The 18,511-nt window shown below is 56.4% G+C and carries 15 protein-coding genes; all 15 read right to left on the bottom strand.

Annotated features, from left to right (window positions below; genetic code table 11):
• Position 1 precedes the first annotated feature (1 nt).
• Complete coding sequence (gene rplF / locus L6762_RS05710; protein ID WP_185174283.1) at positions 2-538, bottom strand: 50S ribosomal protein L6; 537 nt, start codon at positions 536-538, stop codon at positions 2-4.
• A 24-nt stretch (positions 539-562) separates the two neighbouring features.
• On the bottom strand, positions 563-961 hold the full coding sequence (gene rpsH, locus L6762_RS05705; RefSeq protein WP_135013745.1) for a 30S ribosomal protein S8: 399 nt from the start codon (positions 959-961) through the stop codon (positions 563-565).
• 67 nt (positions 962-1,028) lie between these two features.
• The gene (gene rplE, locus L6762_RS05700) at positions 1,029-1,589 is read right to left on the bottom strand and encodes a 50S ribosomal protein L5 (protein ID WP_135013744.1); all 561 of its coding nucleotides are present in this window, start codon (positions 1,587-1,589) and stop codon (positions 1,029-1,031) included.
• Positions 1,589-1,924: a 50S ribosomal protein L24 gene (gene rplX / locus L6762_RS05695; RefSeq protein WP_185174282.1), complete on the bottom strand. Its 336-nt coding sequence runs from the start codon at positions 1,922-1,924 to the stop codon at positions 1,589-1,591. Before rplX ends, rplE begins: the two co-directional genes overlap by 1 nt.
• Positions 1,925-1,927: 3 nt before the next feature.
• Positions 1,928-2,299, bottom strand: a complete 372-nt coding sequence (rplN, locus tag L6762_RS05690; protein ID WP_135013742.1) for a 50S ribosomal protein L14 — start codon at positions 2,297-2,299, stop codon at positions 1,928-1,930.
• 450 nt (positions 2,300-2,749) lie between these two features.
• On the bottom strand, positions 2,750-5,026 hold the full coding sequence (locus L6762_RS05685; protein WP_237185993.1) for a YncE family protein: 2,277 nt from the start codon (positions 5,024-5,026) through the stop codon (positions 2,750-2,752).
• Positions 5,027-5,185: 159 nt separating this feature from the next.
• The gene (locus L6762_RS05680; RefSeq protein WP_237185992.1) at positions 5,186-9,181 is read right to left on the bottom strand and encodes an amino acid adenylation domain-containing protein; all 3,996 of its coding nucleotides are present in this window, start codon (positions 9,179-9,181) and stop codon (positions 5,186-5,188) included.
• Position 9,182: 1 nt separating this feature from the next.
• On the bottom strand, positions 9,183-9,395 hold the full coding sequence (locus L6762_RS05675; RefSeq protein WP_237185991.1) for an acyl carrier protein: 213 nt from the start codon (positions 9,393-9,395) through the stop codon (positions 9,183-9,185).
• A gap of 10 nt (positions 9,396-9,405) precedes the next feature.
• On the bottom strand, positions 9,406-11,115 hold the full coding sequence (locus tag L6762_RS05670; RefSeq protein WP_237185990.1) for a (2,3-dihydroxybenzoyl)adenylate synthase: 1,710 nt from the start codon (positions 11,113-11,115) through the stop codon (positions 9,406-9,408).
• Between the two features lie 6 nt (positions 11,116-11,121).
• Positions 11,122-12,387 (bottom strand): enterochelin esterase domain-containing protein, encoded by a 1,266-nt coding sequence (locus L6762_RS05665; RefSeq protein ID WP_237185989.1) that lies wholly within the window; start codon positions 12,385-12,387, stop codon positions 11,122-11,124.
• 24 nt (positions 12,388-12,411) lie between these two features.
• On the bottom strand, positions 12,412-13,212 hold the full coding sequence (locus L6762_RS05660) for an ABC transporter ATP-binding protein (RefSeq protein ID WP_237185988.1): 801 nt from the start codon (positions 13,210-13,212) through the stop codon (positions 12,412-12,414).
• Positions 13,205-14,194, bottom strand: a complete 990-nt coding sequence (locus tag L6762_RS05655) for a FecCD family ABC transporter permease (protein ID WP_237185987.1) — start codon at positions 14,192-14,194, stop codon at positions 13,205-13,207. The genes L6762_RS05660 and L6762_RS05655 overlap by 8 nt, the downstream gene beginning before the upstream one ends.
• Entirely contained in the window at positions 14,191-15,222 is a 1,032-nt protein-coding gene (locus tag L6762_RS05650; RefSeq protein WP_237185986.1) for a FecCD family ABC transporter permease, read from the bottom strand. Before L6762_RS05650 ends, L6762_RS05655 begins: the two co-directional genes overlap by 4 nt.
• A 19-nt stretch (positions 15,223-15,241) precedes the next feature.
• Positions 15,242-16,159, bottom strand: a complete 918-nt coding sequence (locus L6762_RS05645) for a plasmid partitioning protein (protein ID WP_237185985.1) — start codon at positions 16,157-16,159, stop codon at positions 15,242-15,244.
• A gap of 87 nt (positions 16,160-16,246) precedes the next feature.
• Complete coding sequence (locus L6762_RS05640) at positions 16,247-18,505, bottom strand: hypothetical protein (protein ID WP_237185984.1); 2,259 nt, start codon at positions 18,503-18,505, stop codon at positions 16,247-16,249.
• Positions 18,506-18,511 lie beyond the last annotated feature (6 nt).

Below are 18,511 nucleotides of genomic sequence, written 5' to 3'. Positions count from 1 at the left end.
GTTACTTACCAGCCTTTCCGACCTTGCGACGGATCTGCTCGCCTTCGTAGCGAACACCCTTACCCTTGTAGGGATCGGGCTTGCGCAGACCGCGGATGTTAGCGGCTACCTGGCCTACCTGCTGCTTGCTGATACCGGAAACGGTCAGCTTGTTAGCGCCCTCAACAGCGAAGGTGATACCTTCGGGTGCTTCGATGGTGATGGGGTGTGAGTAGCCAAGTGCGAACTCGAGGTCGGAACCCTTAGCGGTTACGCGGTAACCGGTACCAACGATTTCGAGCTTCTTGGAGTAGCCCTCGGTAACACCGATGATCATGTTCTGAATCAGGGTGCGGGTCAGGCCGTGCAGTGAACGTGATGCACGCTCATCGTTCGGGCGGGAAACGGTGACAACACCGTCTTCGAGTGCAACGGTGATGGGAGCAGCAACCTCGTGGGTCAGCTCGCCCTTTGCACCCTTAACAGCAACTACGTTGCCGTCGATCTTTACCTCAACGCCGGCAGGAACCGAGATGGGGAGACGTCCAATACGTGACATTCTTCTTCCTTTCTCTTCTACCGACTACCAGATGTAAGCGACGACTTCGCCGCCAACACCCTTCTTCGCAGCCTGCTTGTCAGTGAGCAGACCTGAAGAGGTTGACAGGATTGCGATGCCGAGGCCACCGTGTACCTGGGGCAGGTTGGTGGACTTTGCGTATACACGCAGACCCGGCTTGGAAATGCGGCGAACGCCTACGATGGAGCGCTCACGTGAGGGGCCGAACTTCAGTTCGAGGGTGAGGGTCTTACCGACCTTTGCTTCCTCTTCCTTGAAGTCAGCGATGTAGCCTTCAGCCTTGAGGATCTCGGCGATGCGAGCCTTGAGCTTGGAGTAAGGCATTGACACGGTGTCGTGATGTGCTGAGTTTGCGTTGCGCAAACGGGTCAGCATATCTGCGACAGGATCTGTCATAGTCATGGTGGGCTGAGCCCTTCCTCGTTATGGTTTCCTCACCGTGATTCGGTGCGGACCTATAACGTAGTCGTTACTGGGTCTTGAACGGGAAGCCGAGTGCCTTCAGAAGCGCACGGCCTTCATCGTCGGTCTTTGCGGTGGTTACTACGGTGATGTCCATACCACGTACGCGATCGATTGAGTCCTGATCGATTTCGTGGAACATGGACTGTTCGGTCAGACCGAAGGTGTAGTTACCGTTACCGTCGAACTGGCGGTCCGAGAGGCCGCGGAAGTCGCGGATACGGGGAAGTGCCAGGGTGACGAGGCGGTCGAGGAATTCCCACATGCGATCGCCACGGAGGGTGACGTGTGCGCCGATGGGCTGACCTTCACGCAGCTTGAACTGTGCGATGGACTTCTTCGCGCGGGTAACGAGCGGCTTCTGACCGGTGATAGCGGTGAGGTCGCGGATAGCACCATCCATGAGCTTCGCGTCCTTAGCAGCTTCACCAACACCCATGTTAACGACGACCTTTACGATCTTCGGTGCCTGCATGACGTTCTCGTACTTGAACTCTTCCTGCAGGGCGGGGGTGACTACTTCGTTGAACTTAGTCTTGAAACGAGGGGTAATCTTTGCTTCGGTCATTAGATGTCCTTACCCGAGCTCTTGGCAACGCGAACGCGAACAGTGCGTTCCTTGCCATTGCGCTCTACGGTCTCGAGGCGGTAACCAACGCGGGTCGGCTTCTTGGTCTCGGGATCAACGATTGCAACGTTTGAAACGTGAATCGGTGCCTCAACCTTTTCGATGCCGCCAGCTTCGCCGGTCATGGGGTTAGCCTTGTTGTGCTTGGTGACGATCTTGACGCCTTCAACCAGCACGCGCTCGGTCTTGGGGAATACCTTCAGAACCTTGCCCTGCTTACCCTTATCTGCACCTGAAATAACCTGTACCAGGTCGCCAGACTTGATCTTAGCCATGAGTTAGAGCACCTCCGGAGCAAGTGAAATGATCTTCATGAACTTCTTGTCGCGCAGTTCGCGGCCAACAGGTCCGAAGATACGGGTGCCACGGGGGTCACCATCGGTGTTCTTGAGAATTACTGCTGAGTTCTCGTCGAACTTGATGTAGGAGCCGTCGGGACGACGAACTTCCTTCTTGGTGCGGACGACTACTGCCTTAACAACGTCGCCCTTCTTTACGGTACCGCCGGGGATTGCGTCCTTGACGGTTGCGACGATGATGTCGCCAATGCCTGCGTAACGACGCTTTGAGCCACCGAGAACACGGATGGTCAGGATTTCCTTCGCACCGGTGTTGTCAGCAACCTTGAGTCGTGACTCCTGCTGAATCATATTTCTCCTGTCGTCTCGCCGGTTCCGACACACGGTATTTTGTGAGCCAGCCTTGCGGAACATTTCTACGGGATGTTGACGCGCCGGTCTCTTTCAGTTCTCAAGGGAAATGAAGAGTTGGCGGACACGCCTGGGCTCCTATCATGCCGACGAACATCTAGACCCGCGTGAGCGGGCGAACCCCGCCAGGTAGCGGCATTATGTTGTGGCACGGTAAGAACCGTGGTTGTGTGGGCATAGAGAACCACACAGAATCAAAACTCTACCAGTTAATCAGCACTTAGAAAAGAGACCTTCCCTACAAAGAGTCCTAGCAGCACGTTGTTTTCAACACATCTTGCAACCTCGTAAATGCCTCAGGGTGGGGAGCCTCCCGTTGGAGACTCCCCACCCTGAGCTAATGTGTGGAGTTACTACTGAGTGATGTTGTACCGCCTACCGTGCTACAGCTTAGGAAGCGCGACGGCGAGCGACGAATACCACCCAGCCTGCAACCAGTGCAAGGGCACCGATTCCTGCTAGTGCAGCAACCGAAGCGCCGGTCTGAGCCAGACTGCCACCGCTGGCCTGCTTACCTGTCTGCTGGGTGGTTGCTCCTGCCTGAGAGCTTGTTGCACCGCTGGCACTCTGGTTAGCTCCTGCCGCCTGCTGCTGTGAGCCTGCTGAACCATTGCCAGCCTGCCCTGTTGCTTCTGCGCTGGGTGCAGAGCTGGGGTCAGAGTTGGGGGCACCGGTCGGTTCTGTGCTGGGTGAAGCCGCAGGTCCTTCGGTGGGCTGAACAGACGGCTCAACGCTGGGAGCAGCAGTGGGCTCAGCACTAGGAACAGGGGTGGGCTCAGCACTAGGAACAGGGGTGGGCTCAACGCTAGGAACAGGGGTAGGCTCAATACCTACAGCTGAGTCTACGAAGGTTCCGTAGCCGGCAAAAGCTGCCAGTGTTGAAGCAACTGTGGTGGCTTGGGGAGCTCCACAAGTGGTCTGAGGAGCCGGAGCAACAGTAACCTCCACGGGGATGCTTCGTGGCTGGTCCCCGTCCTTCAGGCTACCGGTGAGAACTCGCACCCTATGGGTTGATCCAGCCAACCAGGCGTTGTTGGAGTTCTCCGCGGTGGGTACAGGCAGGGTGACAGAGAATTTGCCTTGCGCTTCAGCTTCAATAGTCCGAACGACGTTGCCTTCACCATCTTTCATCTGGGTTGCCCTGTCGTCATACAGAAGACCCAATACTGAGCCACCACCGGAGGGGTGGGTGAATCCGGTTCCAGTGAGGGTCATCTGGCCATTTTCAGAAACGTTTGTAACAACCAGCTTTGCCCCATCAGCGCTGGAGCCTTCAAAACTATTGATTGCTTCAGCCGGTGTAACCGCCTGACCTGCCACTGTGCCATTGTCGGTAACTACGAACTTTGTCATGGCATGAGCGTTGATGGGTATAGCTTCAACCTCCTGCCAGTCGGCAGGTTGTCCCTCTGCAGCAACATTCCGCAGGCCCTTGATTTCAGTTGAGGCAGTAACGTATTTGCCGGTCTTGTAGTCAAGGGTAAAAGGTACTTCCACACCGGTAAAGGCGGTTCCGCGCTCAAGACCGATAACACCGTGGGGGGTTACAACAACGTCGTTTGCCCCCATGCCTTCGCCGACGGTACGTGTTACGGTGCTGGCAATTCGGTCAGTTTGCCCGTCGATGACGTAGTAGGAGCCGGTGGCTAGGTCGGTTGCATAGACCAGGTCTCGGGCTTCGTCAGCGTCAATGGAAAGCCCCTGGGTCCCAAAATTGATCCAGTTCTTGAAGGCACCGGTGGTCTTATCGTAGACCCCAACGCCTGCGTTGACGCCCTTGGATCCCTGGCTTGATACATAGAGTTCGTTGAGTGAGCGATCAAAGGTGACATCTGATGCGACGAGGTTTGCACTGGCGTCGTTACCCTGCAGGGCAAATTCATTGACGACAGTAAGCGTATTGAGGTCGACAACAACCAGCTTAGGGGTGCCAAAGACAGGGAAATAGCCTAGGCCTGCTTCATCATCCAGGGCGAAATTCATGACGCTTGCGGCCCGGCCAGAAGTGTCACTGACGGGAATGGTTGCAAGATGCTGGTAGGTGGCGCCATCTAGAACGACGATAGCCCCCTGGGTTCCGATGAAGACTTTGCCCTGCGAGGCCCGCACTTCGCGCGGATGGGCGGTTGTGATGGCCTGGCCCTCAGGAAGACCCAAGGTCGTAAAGACCTGCTTCATGGTGGTCTGGTCAAAGGCCGTCACACTGTTAGTGCGGGTATTGGTGACCCACACGGTGCCGTTGACGTCATCAACTCCAACGCCGTAGGCACCCGCGACCTGGAATCCAGCAGGGTTTTCCCCTTCCCAACCACGAGGTGAGTAGCTGGCAGTGTTTAGACCGACAGTGTGGGTAATTTGCATGGTTGCCGGGTCAACCTTTGCAAGGGTTGAGGTCATGATAGGTGGACGCCCGCTGGAACCTGTAACCCACAGGGTATCGTTTGCCGCTGAGTACCCCAGCTGGTACTGCCCGGGCAGGCCCTGGTACTGGGTTGAGGCAACGTTAAACGCTCGGAAGGTGCAGTTCTGGGCAGGATCATTTGCAAATGCGCTCTCTGCTGAGGTGACAGGAGCAACCAGAAGAGCACCGAGCATCATTGCTGTTGCACTACCGGTAAGCAGGAAGCGGGAGCGGGTACGGCGGGGTGTCTGATGAGTGAGTTTCATCTGTCCTCTTAATACATGTGTGGTGGGGCAGGGCAACGAGGCCCAATTAGGATACATTCAGCGCTATATAAGGATAGCCTTACCGAATACATAGTTAAGTTTTACCTAATTAATGACTAGAGGCAAGCATTTTTCCACATTAGGTCATATTTTTCTTTCTTAATTGGCAGGACTTTGCAGAATTTGCTCAATCAGAGCCGCTTTCAGCACGTCCGTATGACCCCCCTCAGCCACGACAAGCTCGTAATCTGAGCAATACGCCTTCCAGGCCTGGCCGGGGGCACCTGCATCCAATGTCTGCTGAGCCGCTAGTAGAACGAGGGGAGCTTCAAGAGGGGAAGGAGTTCCCTGACGAACCCACTCCATCGCTTTTTGAACCAGCTTCAAACAGACCTGTAATCGCTCAGGCGGCAAAGAGCCAAGGGCACTACCACTTAGCCTCAGGGCCTCTATGACACCAGCTTCTGTCAGGTCTTCCTGCTGTAGCTCTAGGCCGCCCAATCTCGCAATAGCCCGCCAGCGGTCTTCCTCTTGGGCAGGAGGGAAGGTCCTCCAGTAGGACTGGGGGTAGGCGTCCAGAACAAGAACTTTCTGGGGAGGAAGCCCCCTTGCCTCCAACCTGCAAGCCAATTCTTGTGCCATCATGCCGCCTAAAGACCAACCCACGAGAGTAGCTCCTCGCAGGTTAGAGTTCTGCATCTCAAGCAGTCTTTCAAGGGCCCTACCAGCTGCCTCCGTAAGAGAAGATGACTCCCCTCTGCTGGCCCCAGAATATTCTTCAGCCTGAATCAGAAAAACCGGGCTGCTTTCGGGAACCGCTGAAAGCAAAGGAGCATAGCACCAGCCCAGCCCTCCTGCTGGAGGCATAAAGATGACGGGGGCACCGCCGTCGCCAGAACGCAGCATCAAGCAGGGATCAAAATCGTCCAAATACTCCTGAAACATGCTGGCAGCAAATCCCTCGGGCGTAGGGTTGGCAAAAATACTCACCACAGAAACCTCACACCCGAATTCTTGACCCAGCTCCTCTGCCAGAACCATGGCCAGTAAGGAGTGACCACCAGCCGAGAAAAAGTCAGTAGCAGCCCCCACCTCCTGCCCTAGGACACGACTAAAGACCCGGCAACACCGTTCAACCGTAAAACTTGGTGGGGGTACTTCCCCAACTTCTTCCTCCGGCAGGGGATAGCCCATCAGCTGGGAGCGGTCAATCTTCCCATTAACAGTCAGCGGAAGATTCTCAAGAACCTGCCAGTGGGTAGGAATCATGTAGTCACTCAGGTGCCGGGCAACATGATTCCGGGCAAGATCTACCGCTTCCTCAGAGCCCATTCCGGGAGCCACCTCGACAAAGGCGAGGAGGTACTCCTTAGCCCCTTCCTGACGGTAGATAAGGCAGCTGCTGGCAAGAGAAGGGGCTTCAGAAAGAACAGTCTCAATTTCTGTAAGTTCAACCCTTTGGCCCCGGATTTTTATTTGCTGGTCTAGCCGCCCCCGGTAATACAGCAGGTTATCTTTACCCCACACCACAACATCGCCTGTGGCGTAGACCGGTTGACCGAAATCGTCAGACGAAAAAGCTGCAGCTGTCATATCTGGCCGGTTAAGGTAGCCGTCACTCACCTGCACTCCGTGCAGGTAGAGCTCACCGCGCATCAGCGGTGGGCACAGCTGGCCCGCTGCATCCCGAATCGATACTGCAGTATTCCATACAGGTTTCCCCATGGGCACAAGATCAGGCACCTGCCCGAGATCCAGGCAGTAAGCCGTGACGTCAATTGCAGCTTCAGTTGGCCCATAAAAGTTATAGATTTTTGCGCCCATCACCTGGTGGGTCTGCCGAACCAAGGATGCGTCAAGAGCCTCCCCGGAACACACTAGGGCCCGCGGCCCATCCCATCCTTGCATGAGCTCTTGCGCCTGCTTCGACCTCACAAAGGCTGCCAGCATACTTGGCACAAAGTGAAGCACATCAATTGCAGAACTCCTGATAACCCTCGCTAGATAAGCGGGGTCGCGGTGCCCCCACGGGGCGCAAAGCACAGTTTTCGCCCCTTGGGTCACTCCCCAATAGAGCTCCCAGATATGAACGTCAAAGGAAATAGGAGTCTTATGCAAGACCCGGTCTTCCTGCCCCAGGCTAATGAGCTGACTCTGCCAGGCGAGGCGGTTGTGGAGGGCTAGGGCTTTAACACCCACGCCTTTGGGGCGGCCGGTAGAACCGGATGTAAACAAGATATAGGCCAGCTCATCAGCACCAAGAGTCTGCCCCTTCAACGCAGCGAGATCACCCTCTGCTTCCCTATCTTCAAGATGTTCCGGGAAGCTCATGACCTTCACCCCGTACTCTTGGGATAGGTCTTCAAGCTGCAGCTGACTCAAGTAATCGCTGCTCACAACTAACCCAAGTTCGGCGTCCTGACACATGCTACGAACCCTACTACCCGGAAGAGAAGGCTCAAGGGGAACATAGACCGCTCCAAGATAGGTTAGAGCAAAAACCACAACCATGAACTCGAGGCTGCGGTGGCCCCGGACCCCGACCCTGCTCCCCCGGTCTACTCCCCAGCTAGCCAGTTCAAGAGCCAAACTCATGCTGCTATTTCGAAGCTGGGCATAAGTCAGTTCCCGTTCCCCCTGAAAATTCCAGGAACCCTGCTGGTAGGCAGGAGCCTCAACAAAAGCTACCTGATGAGGGATTTCCTGTGCCTTCTGCTCCAAGATAGCTGCAAGGGGCTTAAAATCTAGGTCAACGTGCTCCCCCTCCAAAGACTCCAGCAGAACTTCATCGCCTGGACTCAGCAAAGACAGAGAGTCCATAGAACCATCGTCGAGGGCAATCTGAGCCCACTTGCCTAGCCAATGAACAAGTCGCTGCGCTAAAGCATCAGCATCTTGGGCCAGGAGCAGATCAGCGTTGATGTCGATTTCTACCGAAAGCTCATGCCCCCGATAGGGCATCCCGCGGACGGTCACGGTCATATGGGGAACAGGCCCGGCTGCCACGTTGATAACGCGCCCTCTCCCTGCACTGCCGGCACTAAAGTGGGCATCGAAGGGCACGATATTAATCTGGGCTCCCCCCAGCAGTACCCCTTCCTGGGAGGCGCGTGCCTGCAGATCTTCATAGGGCGCAAGGGCATGTTCGGCGTTATATTTCATCCCAGCTTGCACCGCTTCTAGCGCTTTCCGGGCCTTACCACGGGCAGGGCAGACAAGCGGAAGCAGGTTCACAGCACTCAAAGCTGTTTGAGCACTCAGCCGAGGAGGGAGCCCCGGTATCAGCCGGTTCATTTGCGGAACCAGAGCCCGGAAGGAGTCCACCCCCTGATGCCTGCCCAGAAAAGCACCTACTGCCGCAACCATCATGTGCGGCCAAGAAGCCCTCGCGAGGTCACCAATTTTCCGGTAGGTGCTCTGCAACTCAGAAGAGAGTGGGACTCGAACACGCACAACGTCATTTGCTACCCCTGGGCCACCAGCACCAGGAGCAACATCCAGGCTCGGGTCCTCACCCCAGGCAAGCTCCGGTAGTTTCTGCAGGTAGGCGGCACGCTGAATCTCCAGCTCCTGCTGAAGGTGAGCGTCTTCTTCAGCAAGCTCAGCCAGAGAAGGACGCTTGTGGAAAGTCATTACTGCGCCAGCCTCTAGCTGGCTGTAGGCAGAAAAAATCTGCCGCAGGATCTCATAGGCAGCAAAACCGTCAGCAAGGAGGTGGTGAATGGAATGATAAAACCAGTGCTGGCCGTTGACCTGCACCAGGGCAGAATCGAGTCCCTGCCCCTGGCACACGGGCATGGGTTTTTGGCGCCGTTGCTGGGCCCAGGCTAATACGGTTGCTTCTTCATCTCCCGGTGCTGCCTCAAGGGATAGCTCTTCTAGAATCTGTAGACGCTGACTATGCTCCTCCGCTGGAAGCGCAGCCCACACCACCTCCCGCTGGATCTGGCCCCTATACCCTAGCTCAATGACAGTTCTTAGGGTTTCGTGTTCCGCATAAACTGCTCGGATAGCTCGTCGCAGGAGCCCTGCGTCCAAGAGGGTTTCAAACATTATCAGCTCAGCTGTGATGTAGCTAGAACCTTCAGGCTCAAGCTCAGTAGCAAAAAAGATTCCCTGAGCAGAACGAGGAAGAGGGTACCAGGTCAGTGACATCTTAGGCAGTCGCCTCCCTCAAAAAGTGAAGGGTGGGATGGGCAACTAAGTCTGTAAATTCAATCTGATACCCGGCAGATGCCAGGTCATCGAGTAAGAGGAAAGCCCCCATTGAATCTAGACCTGCATCAAAAATATTGCTAGACGGCTCAAGATCCTGTGAGCCCTGGGGAAGATAGGCGGCGAGAAGTTCTTTTAGCTGGTCAAGTGACATAGGAGCGTCCTTACTGTGAGTGCTTGGGGCCGAGCAGCTCTTGTGCGAGCTGGGACCTGAGATCTTTTCGTGAAATTTTTCCAACATTGGTCAGGGGTAGGTCATTGAGGACGAAAACCTGGTCTGGGAGTTTGTACTCACTCAGCCCTAACGCCCGAAGCTGCTTCCTCACCGACTGCACGGTGGGGCACTGGGCTGGTTCCTGAAGGGTGAGAGCCAGACCCACCTTTTCCCCTAGCCGTTCATCTGGGATGCCGATGGCAATAGCGTCCTTGATATCTGCCAACTGCAGGGCAGCGTCCTCAAGCTCATCAATCGATATCTTTTCTCCTGCGCGATTAATCTGGTCTTTGATACGGCCTACCATTTCAAGGTTTCCCAGCCCGTCAATCTTCACCAAATCCCCTGTGCGGTAGAAGCCATCTTCAGTAAAGTTGGCCCCTGACTGGGTGTCAGCACCGTAGTACTGACGGATGGTATAGGGGCCGCGGGTCAGCAATTCCCCTACCTGACCGGTGCCGACCTCCCTACCCCGTTCATCTACGACCTTGATTTCATCGTGGGGGCTAATGGGTCGGCCCTGGGCGGAACACACTGTTTCGGGATCATCGCCCAACCGGGTGTAATTCACCAGCCCCTCTGCCATACCAGCGACCTGTTGCAGGGTTGCCCCTAGCTGAGGCGTAATTTTTCGGGCCAGGGTAGGAGATAACTTGGCCCCACCTACCTGAATAACTTTTAAACTGGGCAAGCTCAGCGAACGACGCTCAGCCAAGAGCAACCAGCTCTGTAGGAGCGGGGGCACTAAGGAAACCTGGGTTACCTGGTGGCGTTGAATCAGGGCAAAAGAGGTTTGGGGGCTAGGGTCGTGGGCAAAGACCAGGGTCGCTCCGCGGTAGAGAGAGCCTAAAATACCTGGCGAGCTCATGGTGAAGTTATGGGCAGCAGGGAGCACCACGAGGTTAGTTGTCTCTTCTGTTACCCCACAAATTTCTGCTGAGGCACGAACGGAGTAGAGATAATCTGCGTGGGTTCGGGGAATGAGTTTGGATAGCCCGGTGGTTCCGCCAGAGAGTTGGAAGAGGGCCGTATTTTCGCTGAGGATTCTTGCCCCGCGGTCGGCTATTGGCTGATCATACTTCAGGTCTTGTTCCTGATGGACAGCAGGTGCCTGGGTCAGGTCTAGGGCCTGGGGAGGTTCTACCCCTTCTTTTTGGAGTTGCTTACTGTAGTCGGCGTAAAGAGCCCAGTAATCTGTGTTTTCTGCGCCTTGGGCAAAGAGGTGCAGGGCTGCGTCTGTGGTTCGCGCATAGTGGGCCAGATCTTGAGCGCGGTGTTTCGGGAGGGCAAAGATGGGCAGGGTACCGGCGATAAAAGCCCCAAGCATGTAGGCGAGAAATTCAAGGGTGTTAGGAAGCTGTAAGATGACGCGATCGCCCGGGCTAATGCCGAAGCTCCGGATATGGTGGGCAGCTGTATGGGCTTCCTGCTCTAGCTGCCGGTAGGTCCAGCTCTGAGTTTCGGTGCTGGATACCGGGTAGTTTCCCCGGGTACTAATTCCATGGGCAGCAATGTTATCGGGGTATTTTTTGAAGATCTTTTCTATAAATTCGGGGAAGGTCTCTGGCTGGTAGTAGCCAGCCTCCCGATAGGTACGGGCAAACTCTTCGGGCATGGGGGCGATGGGCTGTAGGGGGCTGCGGGCCGACGTCTTTGTCATGGGGCGTTAGCTTTCGTTTTGAGGGGCAGGAAAGATTTGGATTAAGTGGCCCACGAGGCTGTTTCTCCAACAGGCGTAGTCATGGCCACCGTTATATGTCGTGAGTTGGGCGTCAATCCCTGCTGTGTGGGCAGCTTGTACAAAATCCTGGTGGGGTTCGAGGAGTACCCATTCTTGGGTTCCGCATTCTAGGTAGAGTCGGATTTTTTGCCTTTGGGAGGGAGGCAGGGTGGAGCTGGCTTTCTCCAGGGCTTGTTCTGCGGAGGGGTTCCACAGGGAGGCTGACTGGCTTAGGGCAATTCCAAAGATTTGGGGGTAGGTAAGGACGCCGGTGAGGGCTGCGAGCGCACCGAGGCTTTGGCCCACAAGGACGGCCCGTTCTGGGCGGAGTCTGAGGGCGTATGTGTGAGCCAGGTGGGGCAGCAGGCCGGTGGCGATCTCTGCCAGCAGGGGGCTGTCTTGTCCGAGTTGTTTCCAGCGTTGTTCGCGGCCGCCGGAGTGGATCAGCAGCAGGTAGTGGTCTTGTAGTTTTTCGTCCTTGACTGCTTGAGCACTTGCTGCGGGCAGGCCTTGGTGGGACCATATTTCTCCGTCAAAGATGATGAAGAGTGGCGAGGTATCGGTGGGGACGCCGATGGGAAGGAGTTCGTAGTCTAGGGCGCCTTGATCGGGGTGGAGTTTTGGGGGGGTGTATGTGTTCCAGTGAGGCTGATAAGGTACGCGATAGTCAGCTGGATAGGGGGCATTTGGCGCCTGCGGCAGCTCAACGACGGAGAGCAGGTTACCTCCCCTGTTCGGGCAGTGGCGGGGGTTGGCGGGGTCTGCCTGGCCGGCATCGAGTGCTGCCCTCAGCTGGGGGTGGTGGGTGCTACTGAGCCAGGCGGGTTGCTGGCCTTGAGGGGTGGGTAAGAAGCAGTACGAGGCTCGCCAGTTATTTTCTAGCTCAAAGGAGGCATACCAGTAGGGGGTTGCGGGGATTTTTTCGAGAAGTGTTGCTTCAAGATTAGTCTCATCTGTCAGCCGATTTGCGAACAGGAGCACTGATTCTAGGGGCTCTGTTTGGGCGTAGATAAAGGTGACGATGCTGTGGTTAGGCTTGCTCGTTTCAAGGAGGGGTAGCTGATGCATCAGGTGGCTGATCTGGGTGCTGAGGTCTTGGTCCGTCAGGTACCCGGAGTTTCGTGCCTCCAGGAGGGCTGAGATACGGGGTGAGGTGGTTCTAGGGACGGGGCTAGGACGGGGACGTTTGGGAGGTTGGGGGGTCTGGTTCATGGCTACTGGATGTTTCATGAAGGTCTAGGGGTTGCGGGTATCGTGGGGAATCATGAGCGGGGTATGGCTATGGGGGTCGGTGATGATACTGGCCTTGATGTCAAAGACCTGTTCAATGATTTGCGGGGTGACAATCTCTTGGGGTGAACCTTCTGCCATGATTGTTCCGGCTTTCATCAGGATGAGGTGAGTGGCGTAGCGGAAAGCCAGGTTGAGGTCGTGTAGCACCAGCAGAAGCGTTTTCCCCTGCCGGTGAAGTTCAGCTGCCAGATCGAGCACCTGGAGCTGGTGAGTGATATCCAGGTAGGTGGTGGGCTCATCAAGTAAAAGCAGGGGTGTGTCTTGGGCTAGGGTCATTGCTATCCACACTCTTTGTCGCTGGCCGCCGGATAGCTCTTGTAGGGTTCTGTCTTTGAGGTCTGCTATGCCGCAGGCATCCATGGCTTCTTGGCAGATACGGTGGTCTTCTCTCCGCATTCTTCCCAGGAAGCCTTGGTAGGGGTAACGTCCTAGAGCCACGACGTCCGCGACGGTGACGGAGTCTGGCGCGTGGGGGCTCTGTGGTAGTAGGGCTAGAGTCTGGGCTATTGACCGGTTTGATAGGTCTGTAATTTTCTGCCCTTGAAGATATATTTCTCCTGCTGTTGGCTGGTGGATTCTCGCAAAGGTCTTGAGAAGAGTTGATTTGCCGCAGGCATTAGGACCTAGAATCACGGTTAGCTCTTCGCGAGGGATTGAGCAGTTGATACCGTGAAGTACGGGGTGCTTCTCGTAGGCGACATGGAGGTCTTTGGCTTCTAGCGCACTCTCGTTTAACTTACTCACTGCTGTCCTTACGTCGTGCTCTGTAGATGAGGAAAATGAGGTACAGGCCGCCGAGGGCTCCGGTGACGACTCCGACTTGGAGGGAGGTAGGGAAGGCAAACTGGCCTAGGGCGTCTGCCACTAGGGTGATGAAGGCACCCGTGCAGGCTGCTGTGCCTAGGTTCCCAGCTGCTTGGTGGCTCAGATGACGGGCGATATGAGGAGCTGCAAGAGCAACAAAGGCAATGGGGCCAGTCAGTGCTGTTGCTAGGGCGACCAGGAGCACTCCCAGAATGAGGCTTATTAGCCTGACGCTGGCTACTGGCACCCCGATGCCCTGGGCCAGGGTATCCCCGTAGTTGAGGGTCCGCAGGGGCCTGGCAAGCCAGAGAAGTAGCGGGGCTACCAGGGCAAGCGGGAGAGCTAGAAGGGCTACTTTGCCCCAGGTCATACTGTTCAGGGAGCCTGCCAGCCAGGCTGCTGCTGTTTGAGCTTGTGTCACAGAGGCCTGCACTACTAGCAGGGAGTTTACTGCCGCTAGGGTTGCGCCTAGCCCCAGGCCAACCAGGATCAGTTGAAACCCTTCAAGGCCTCTTGATCGAGTAAGCAGATAGACAGCGCAGGAGGTGGCAGCTCCTCCTACGATTGCGCCTAGGGCAGTACCCCAGGGACTGGTTCCCCACACAATCATGGCGCAGAGGGCCCCGGTAGCTGCCCCGTGCGTGAACCCTATGACGTCAGGGGATCCCAGAGGGTTGCGGGTGATGGTTTGGAAAATTGCCCCCGATAGTCCCAGGGCAGCTCCTACGAGGAGGGCAGCTAGTATTCGGGGAGCTCGAATTTCCCGGACGAAATAGCTTCCCAGCCCTGTTTCGGAGCCGCTGAGGGCAGCTACAACGTCTGTAACTGTGAGGTTGTAATCCCCCTGCATCAAAACCCACAGTCCGAGGAGTAAAGAGCTAAGTAGGGCGGAGAGGGTGACGGCTCGGATGCGGTAGGTCATAGCTCGCGTACCTTTCGTCGAGACATCAGGGCCAGGAAGAGAGGGCCTCCAAGCAGGGTGGTGATGATTCCTACCTGAATTTCTGCAGGCGCCATGATAGTGCGAGCACAAACGTCACTTGCAATGAGCCAGGCGGGACCTGCCAGCACAGCCCCTGCAGTCACCCAGCCCACCTTGTTGCCCAGAAGGGTTCGGAGGATAAAAGGTACCGCTAGCCCAACGAAGGCAAGAGGGCCAATCGCGGCGGTTGATATTGCCGCTAGGAGAGACACCGTCAGTAATGTAAGGCAGGTAATTTTTTTCACTGAGGTTCCCAGCGCCAGTGCAGCTTCTGCCCCGAGCGCTAGCGTACGCAGGGAGGGAATGAGACAAAATCCTAGGATCAGAGCTAAGCCAACGAGGACGGAGGCGGGAAGCAGCACCTCATACCCGCGTCCTTCAAGGGACCCAGCTGCCCAAAAACGAAATTCGTTATAGGCCGTCTGATTAGCAAGCAGGAGTGCCTGAGCGATGGCGGTCAGGGACGCTGCCAAAGCAACACCGGCCAAAATAAAACGCGACATCGACTGCCCTTTTGAGCTACCCAGGGCAAAGACTGCCCCCACGCTCACCAAAGCTCCCATGAAAGCAGCGCCCATGAGAGTCAGGATGGGGAGGGGCCCCAAAATCACCACGGCAAGAACCACGGCTAAAGAGGCTCCCGCGTTGACCCCCAGAAGACCGGGATCAGCGAGCGGGTTGCGCGTCAGAGTTTGCATCAGGGATCCAGCGACAGCCAAAGCTGCCCCGCACACCAGGGCAAGGAGGGTACGCGGGATTCGCTGGTCCCAGACAATGGTGTAGGCAGGGCTAGTGCTATCCCCTGCAAGAGCAGCCCATATGTCTTGGCCTTCTAGGGCGTTAGAACCGAACCTCAGGGATAGCAAAAGAGTCAGACCCAGCGCAGCCGCACAGACCGTCAGCACCAGGTATCTCCGAGGGGCTAGGGCTTTGTCTCGCAGGCGCGAGCGCACAGGTGAGGTAGTCATACGGTGGTTTCAGGAGAGCTTATTTCTCAGAAGTCTTGTGACGACGCAGCAGGACGAAGGCAGCCACGATGATTGATGCCCCAAAGACAAGCGCACCCATCCATGGGAAGGTTCCCTGCTGAGCGATACTTGCTGCAGTCTCTTCTTCGGGTTCCTGGCTTGCGCTGGCTTGGGCCTGAGCTGACGCTGTTGAGCTTTCACCGGCGGTTGGGCTCATCGTGGCTGATGGGCTGGCCTGCTGACTTTCGGGGGCTGAAGCTGTGCTTGTTTCTTGTGCTAGCAGGGCTTCATATTCTTCTTGGCTAATAGGATTACCCTCAGCATCGAGGTAGATGGTGGTTCCGTCTGCTGCGGTGTCGGTGCTGACGGTAGCCACGCTAGATTCAGCTGATGAGGAAGTAGTCTCCTGGTTCTGGCTATCTGTTGTGGCCGGGTTAGTAGCCATCTGGTTCTGGTTAGAAGTTTCAGCCTGGGCTACGTTTTCTTCGATGCTATTGATGACGCTCGGATCAACGTTGACGGTCGTACCACCGCTTGATGATTCGTTCACACCCGAGATGGTAAATTCGGGCGATCGGTTGGTGTAGCCCTTTGACCCCTGATAGTTGCCGTCCGCATCGTACATAATTTCTGTGGCCAGGAAGCGGAGGGTATGGGGCCCTTCGCTCAGTTCCTTCGAGAGGATGAAAGAACCGGAAGCGGTACCGTTACTCGATATTTTTTGCTGGTGGACGACGCAGGCGCCTTGGGCAGCGTCTGAGGGGCAGGCTGCGCCGTCATCAACCTTGATGTAGAGCTGTTCGCCTGCGGGGAAACCGGAGACTGAGAAGGTGAGAGTATCGCCTGCCTGAAGGCTTGCAGGTGAAACGCTAGAACTGGTGCCGGGGGTATTGGAGGTTGCGGCTCCGCCCGGAGGTAGGGCATGGGCAGGTGCCAAACCTACTGGACCGCATAAGGCGGCTACTCCTAGACCAAGCGCAACGCAGAAGACTCTCATTTTGGGGAAAACAGACATACTTCTTCCTTATGACTTTTTCTTTTGGCGGGTGAGGGCGAGGGTGGCGAGCAAAACTGCTGCAGCTGCGCACAGCAAGAGGTTATTGGGGTCAAGGAGCGAGGAGCTTCTGGTTGTTGCCGGGTTTTCGGCTTGAACAACAGAGCTATTGCTTGTTTCGGGCTGCTCGGTGACCTTTCCTGGGGCTGGTGGTGTGCTGGCAGGTTTTACGGTGGGGCTCGTGACGGGGCTGGCCACATTCTGACGAGGGGCGGGGGCCCGCAGCACCTGAGAAGGCAGCGAGGCCAGCTGGCTGACTGGGACGTTCATTCCAACAGCTGTGGTGGCAGATGAACCTAATGGGCTGTGGGCGACAGATTCAGCTAGGCTGTAGCCAGCTGCAGCTGAAACAGGGAAGGCTGAGAGGTTGCCGGTTGCCCCGCTCACCTGGGATTGGCTGGGTCGAGTAGCCGGGGTGGACGCAGTCTCCTGATGAGCTTCTGCGACAGAGAGGGATGCCCAACCCAGCAGGGCACCAAAATTTTCTAGCTCCCCGCTTTGGGCGACAACCTGATAGTCACCTGCTGCTAGATCTTCCGGTAGCAGGTAGCTCACAGACTTATTGGCATCTAATTGGACCCAGCCTGAGCCCCAGTTGCTCCGCACAGACCCACCGATATAGGGATTAATCATCACCCACTGGCCGGCCTCTGCCCCGGGTACGGTTACGCGCATATTTCTACCCGTGAGTTGGGCCGTCATGTGACCTTGAGAAGCAGCTGATAGGTCTTCGCTTGAGAGCGTATCTGGTATGGCGTGAGGAGAATACTGCCCAATCACGAAGTCCAGTTTTCCGACGCCGCCTAAGGTAACGGCCCGGTCCCCTGGGGCAAGAGAGCCAGAGAGCACTCGCAGCGAATGGCTGCCCTCTGCCAGAGCGGGGGAAGAACTTGCTGTAGTTCCGTCAGGCAAGTCGATGGTGGCGTCGATGCGGCCGGTGGCGGGATCCGGGTGCAAAATAGCCCAGATTGTACGATTTGAGTGAAGGGACGTATCAAGCCGGCTGATTCCACCGTCATCAATTTTCACCGCAACAGTGGTTGCCCGCTGGTTCTCGGTATTGCACCAGCCCTCTCCCACGACACGAAGTTTCCCACCCAGTTCAACGGTGGGGTTGACAATTTCAAACGTGGGGCTATCCAGGTCTGTGGCGCAGACGGTCTGATGGTCATCATCGCTAGGAAGAGAACCAGCTACCCCGTTGACCGGTATTGGTTCAGAACGAACAGAACGAGTTACATCGGCCTCAGCGTTTCGCCCGGACTGTATGAAGACTGCCAGGTAGTCCCCTGCTGAGCCTTTCTGTACTTCTTCAGGCAGTTCGAGTTCAATATCGAAGCTACCGTCAGCGCCAACAGCTAGTAGCCCCTGGTCAGGTTGGGCACGCTCTGCATCTGGGATGAGCAGACCCCAGCTCGTAGGATCTGCTGCCCGCCCAACAGACTGCAAATAGGATGAAATCGCCCTATCGGTTCGTTCATACTGGCGAACCTTGCCTTCTGTATCCAGATATTCCAGTTTGATCGATACTGTTGAAGCGCTGGTGCCATCCTCTTTAGTCCAGCCCTGCCCAATCAGTCGAATGGTGGCTTGCTCCCCTGTTGTTACAGGTGAGATACGCACCTGTGCAGAACCCGCTGTTACAGAGGGCCAGGTTGATGTGTCCTCAAGGCTTGTAGAGGGAACAGTAAATGAGGCAGCTACGGAGCCAGGGGAATCACCGTCAGCCAGCGAACCTGCCAGGGCCTGAAGTGTGTGAGAGCTGCCTGCCTGCCAGTCTGTGTCCTGCACCTGGGCTGTTGTTGAGTCTGGCAGCTTGATATTGACGCTAAAGGTGCCGTCGGGTGATGCCACCGTATAGAAGTTGACGTTTGCAAAACGGGCTTCGGTCAAGGGCTGTCCGGTCAGGGGGTGAGCCGGAAGCTCATGATTGAACACCGCTCCCCCATCCCATTTAAAGGCAACCACGGCACCGCGGTCTGGGGCTGTTGAGGTCCAGCCACTACCGCTCACCGTCACCGTTCCATCATCGTTCAGCACCTGGCTTACGGTGACCTGCTTTGTAGCGTTGGTTTCTTGGGCAATAGCCAGGCTACTTCCTTCCAAAAATGCAGCAGGCGCCAGGATTGGGTGCAGGACGAGACCTGAGGCGGCAACACTTGCGGCCAGGGCAAGTCCGGTGAGGGTCGGCAGGTACTGAACGGATGACAAACTTTGTGGTGTTTTCATGGTATG

The organism is Rothia nasimurium (assembly GCF_928381705.1).
In the GTDB taxonomy this organism is placed as follows: domain Bacteria; phylum Actinomycetota; class Actinomycetes; order Actinomycetales; family Micrococcaceae; genus Rothia; species Rothia nasimurium_G.
Note: the sequence above shows the minus strand (reverse complement) of the source record. Positions and strands in the feature narration are given on the sequence as shown.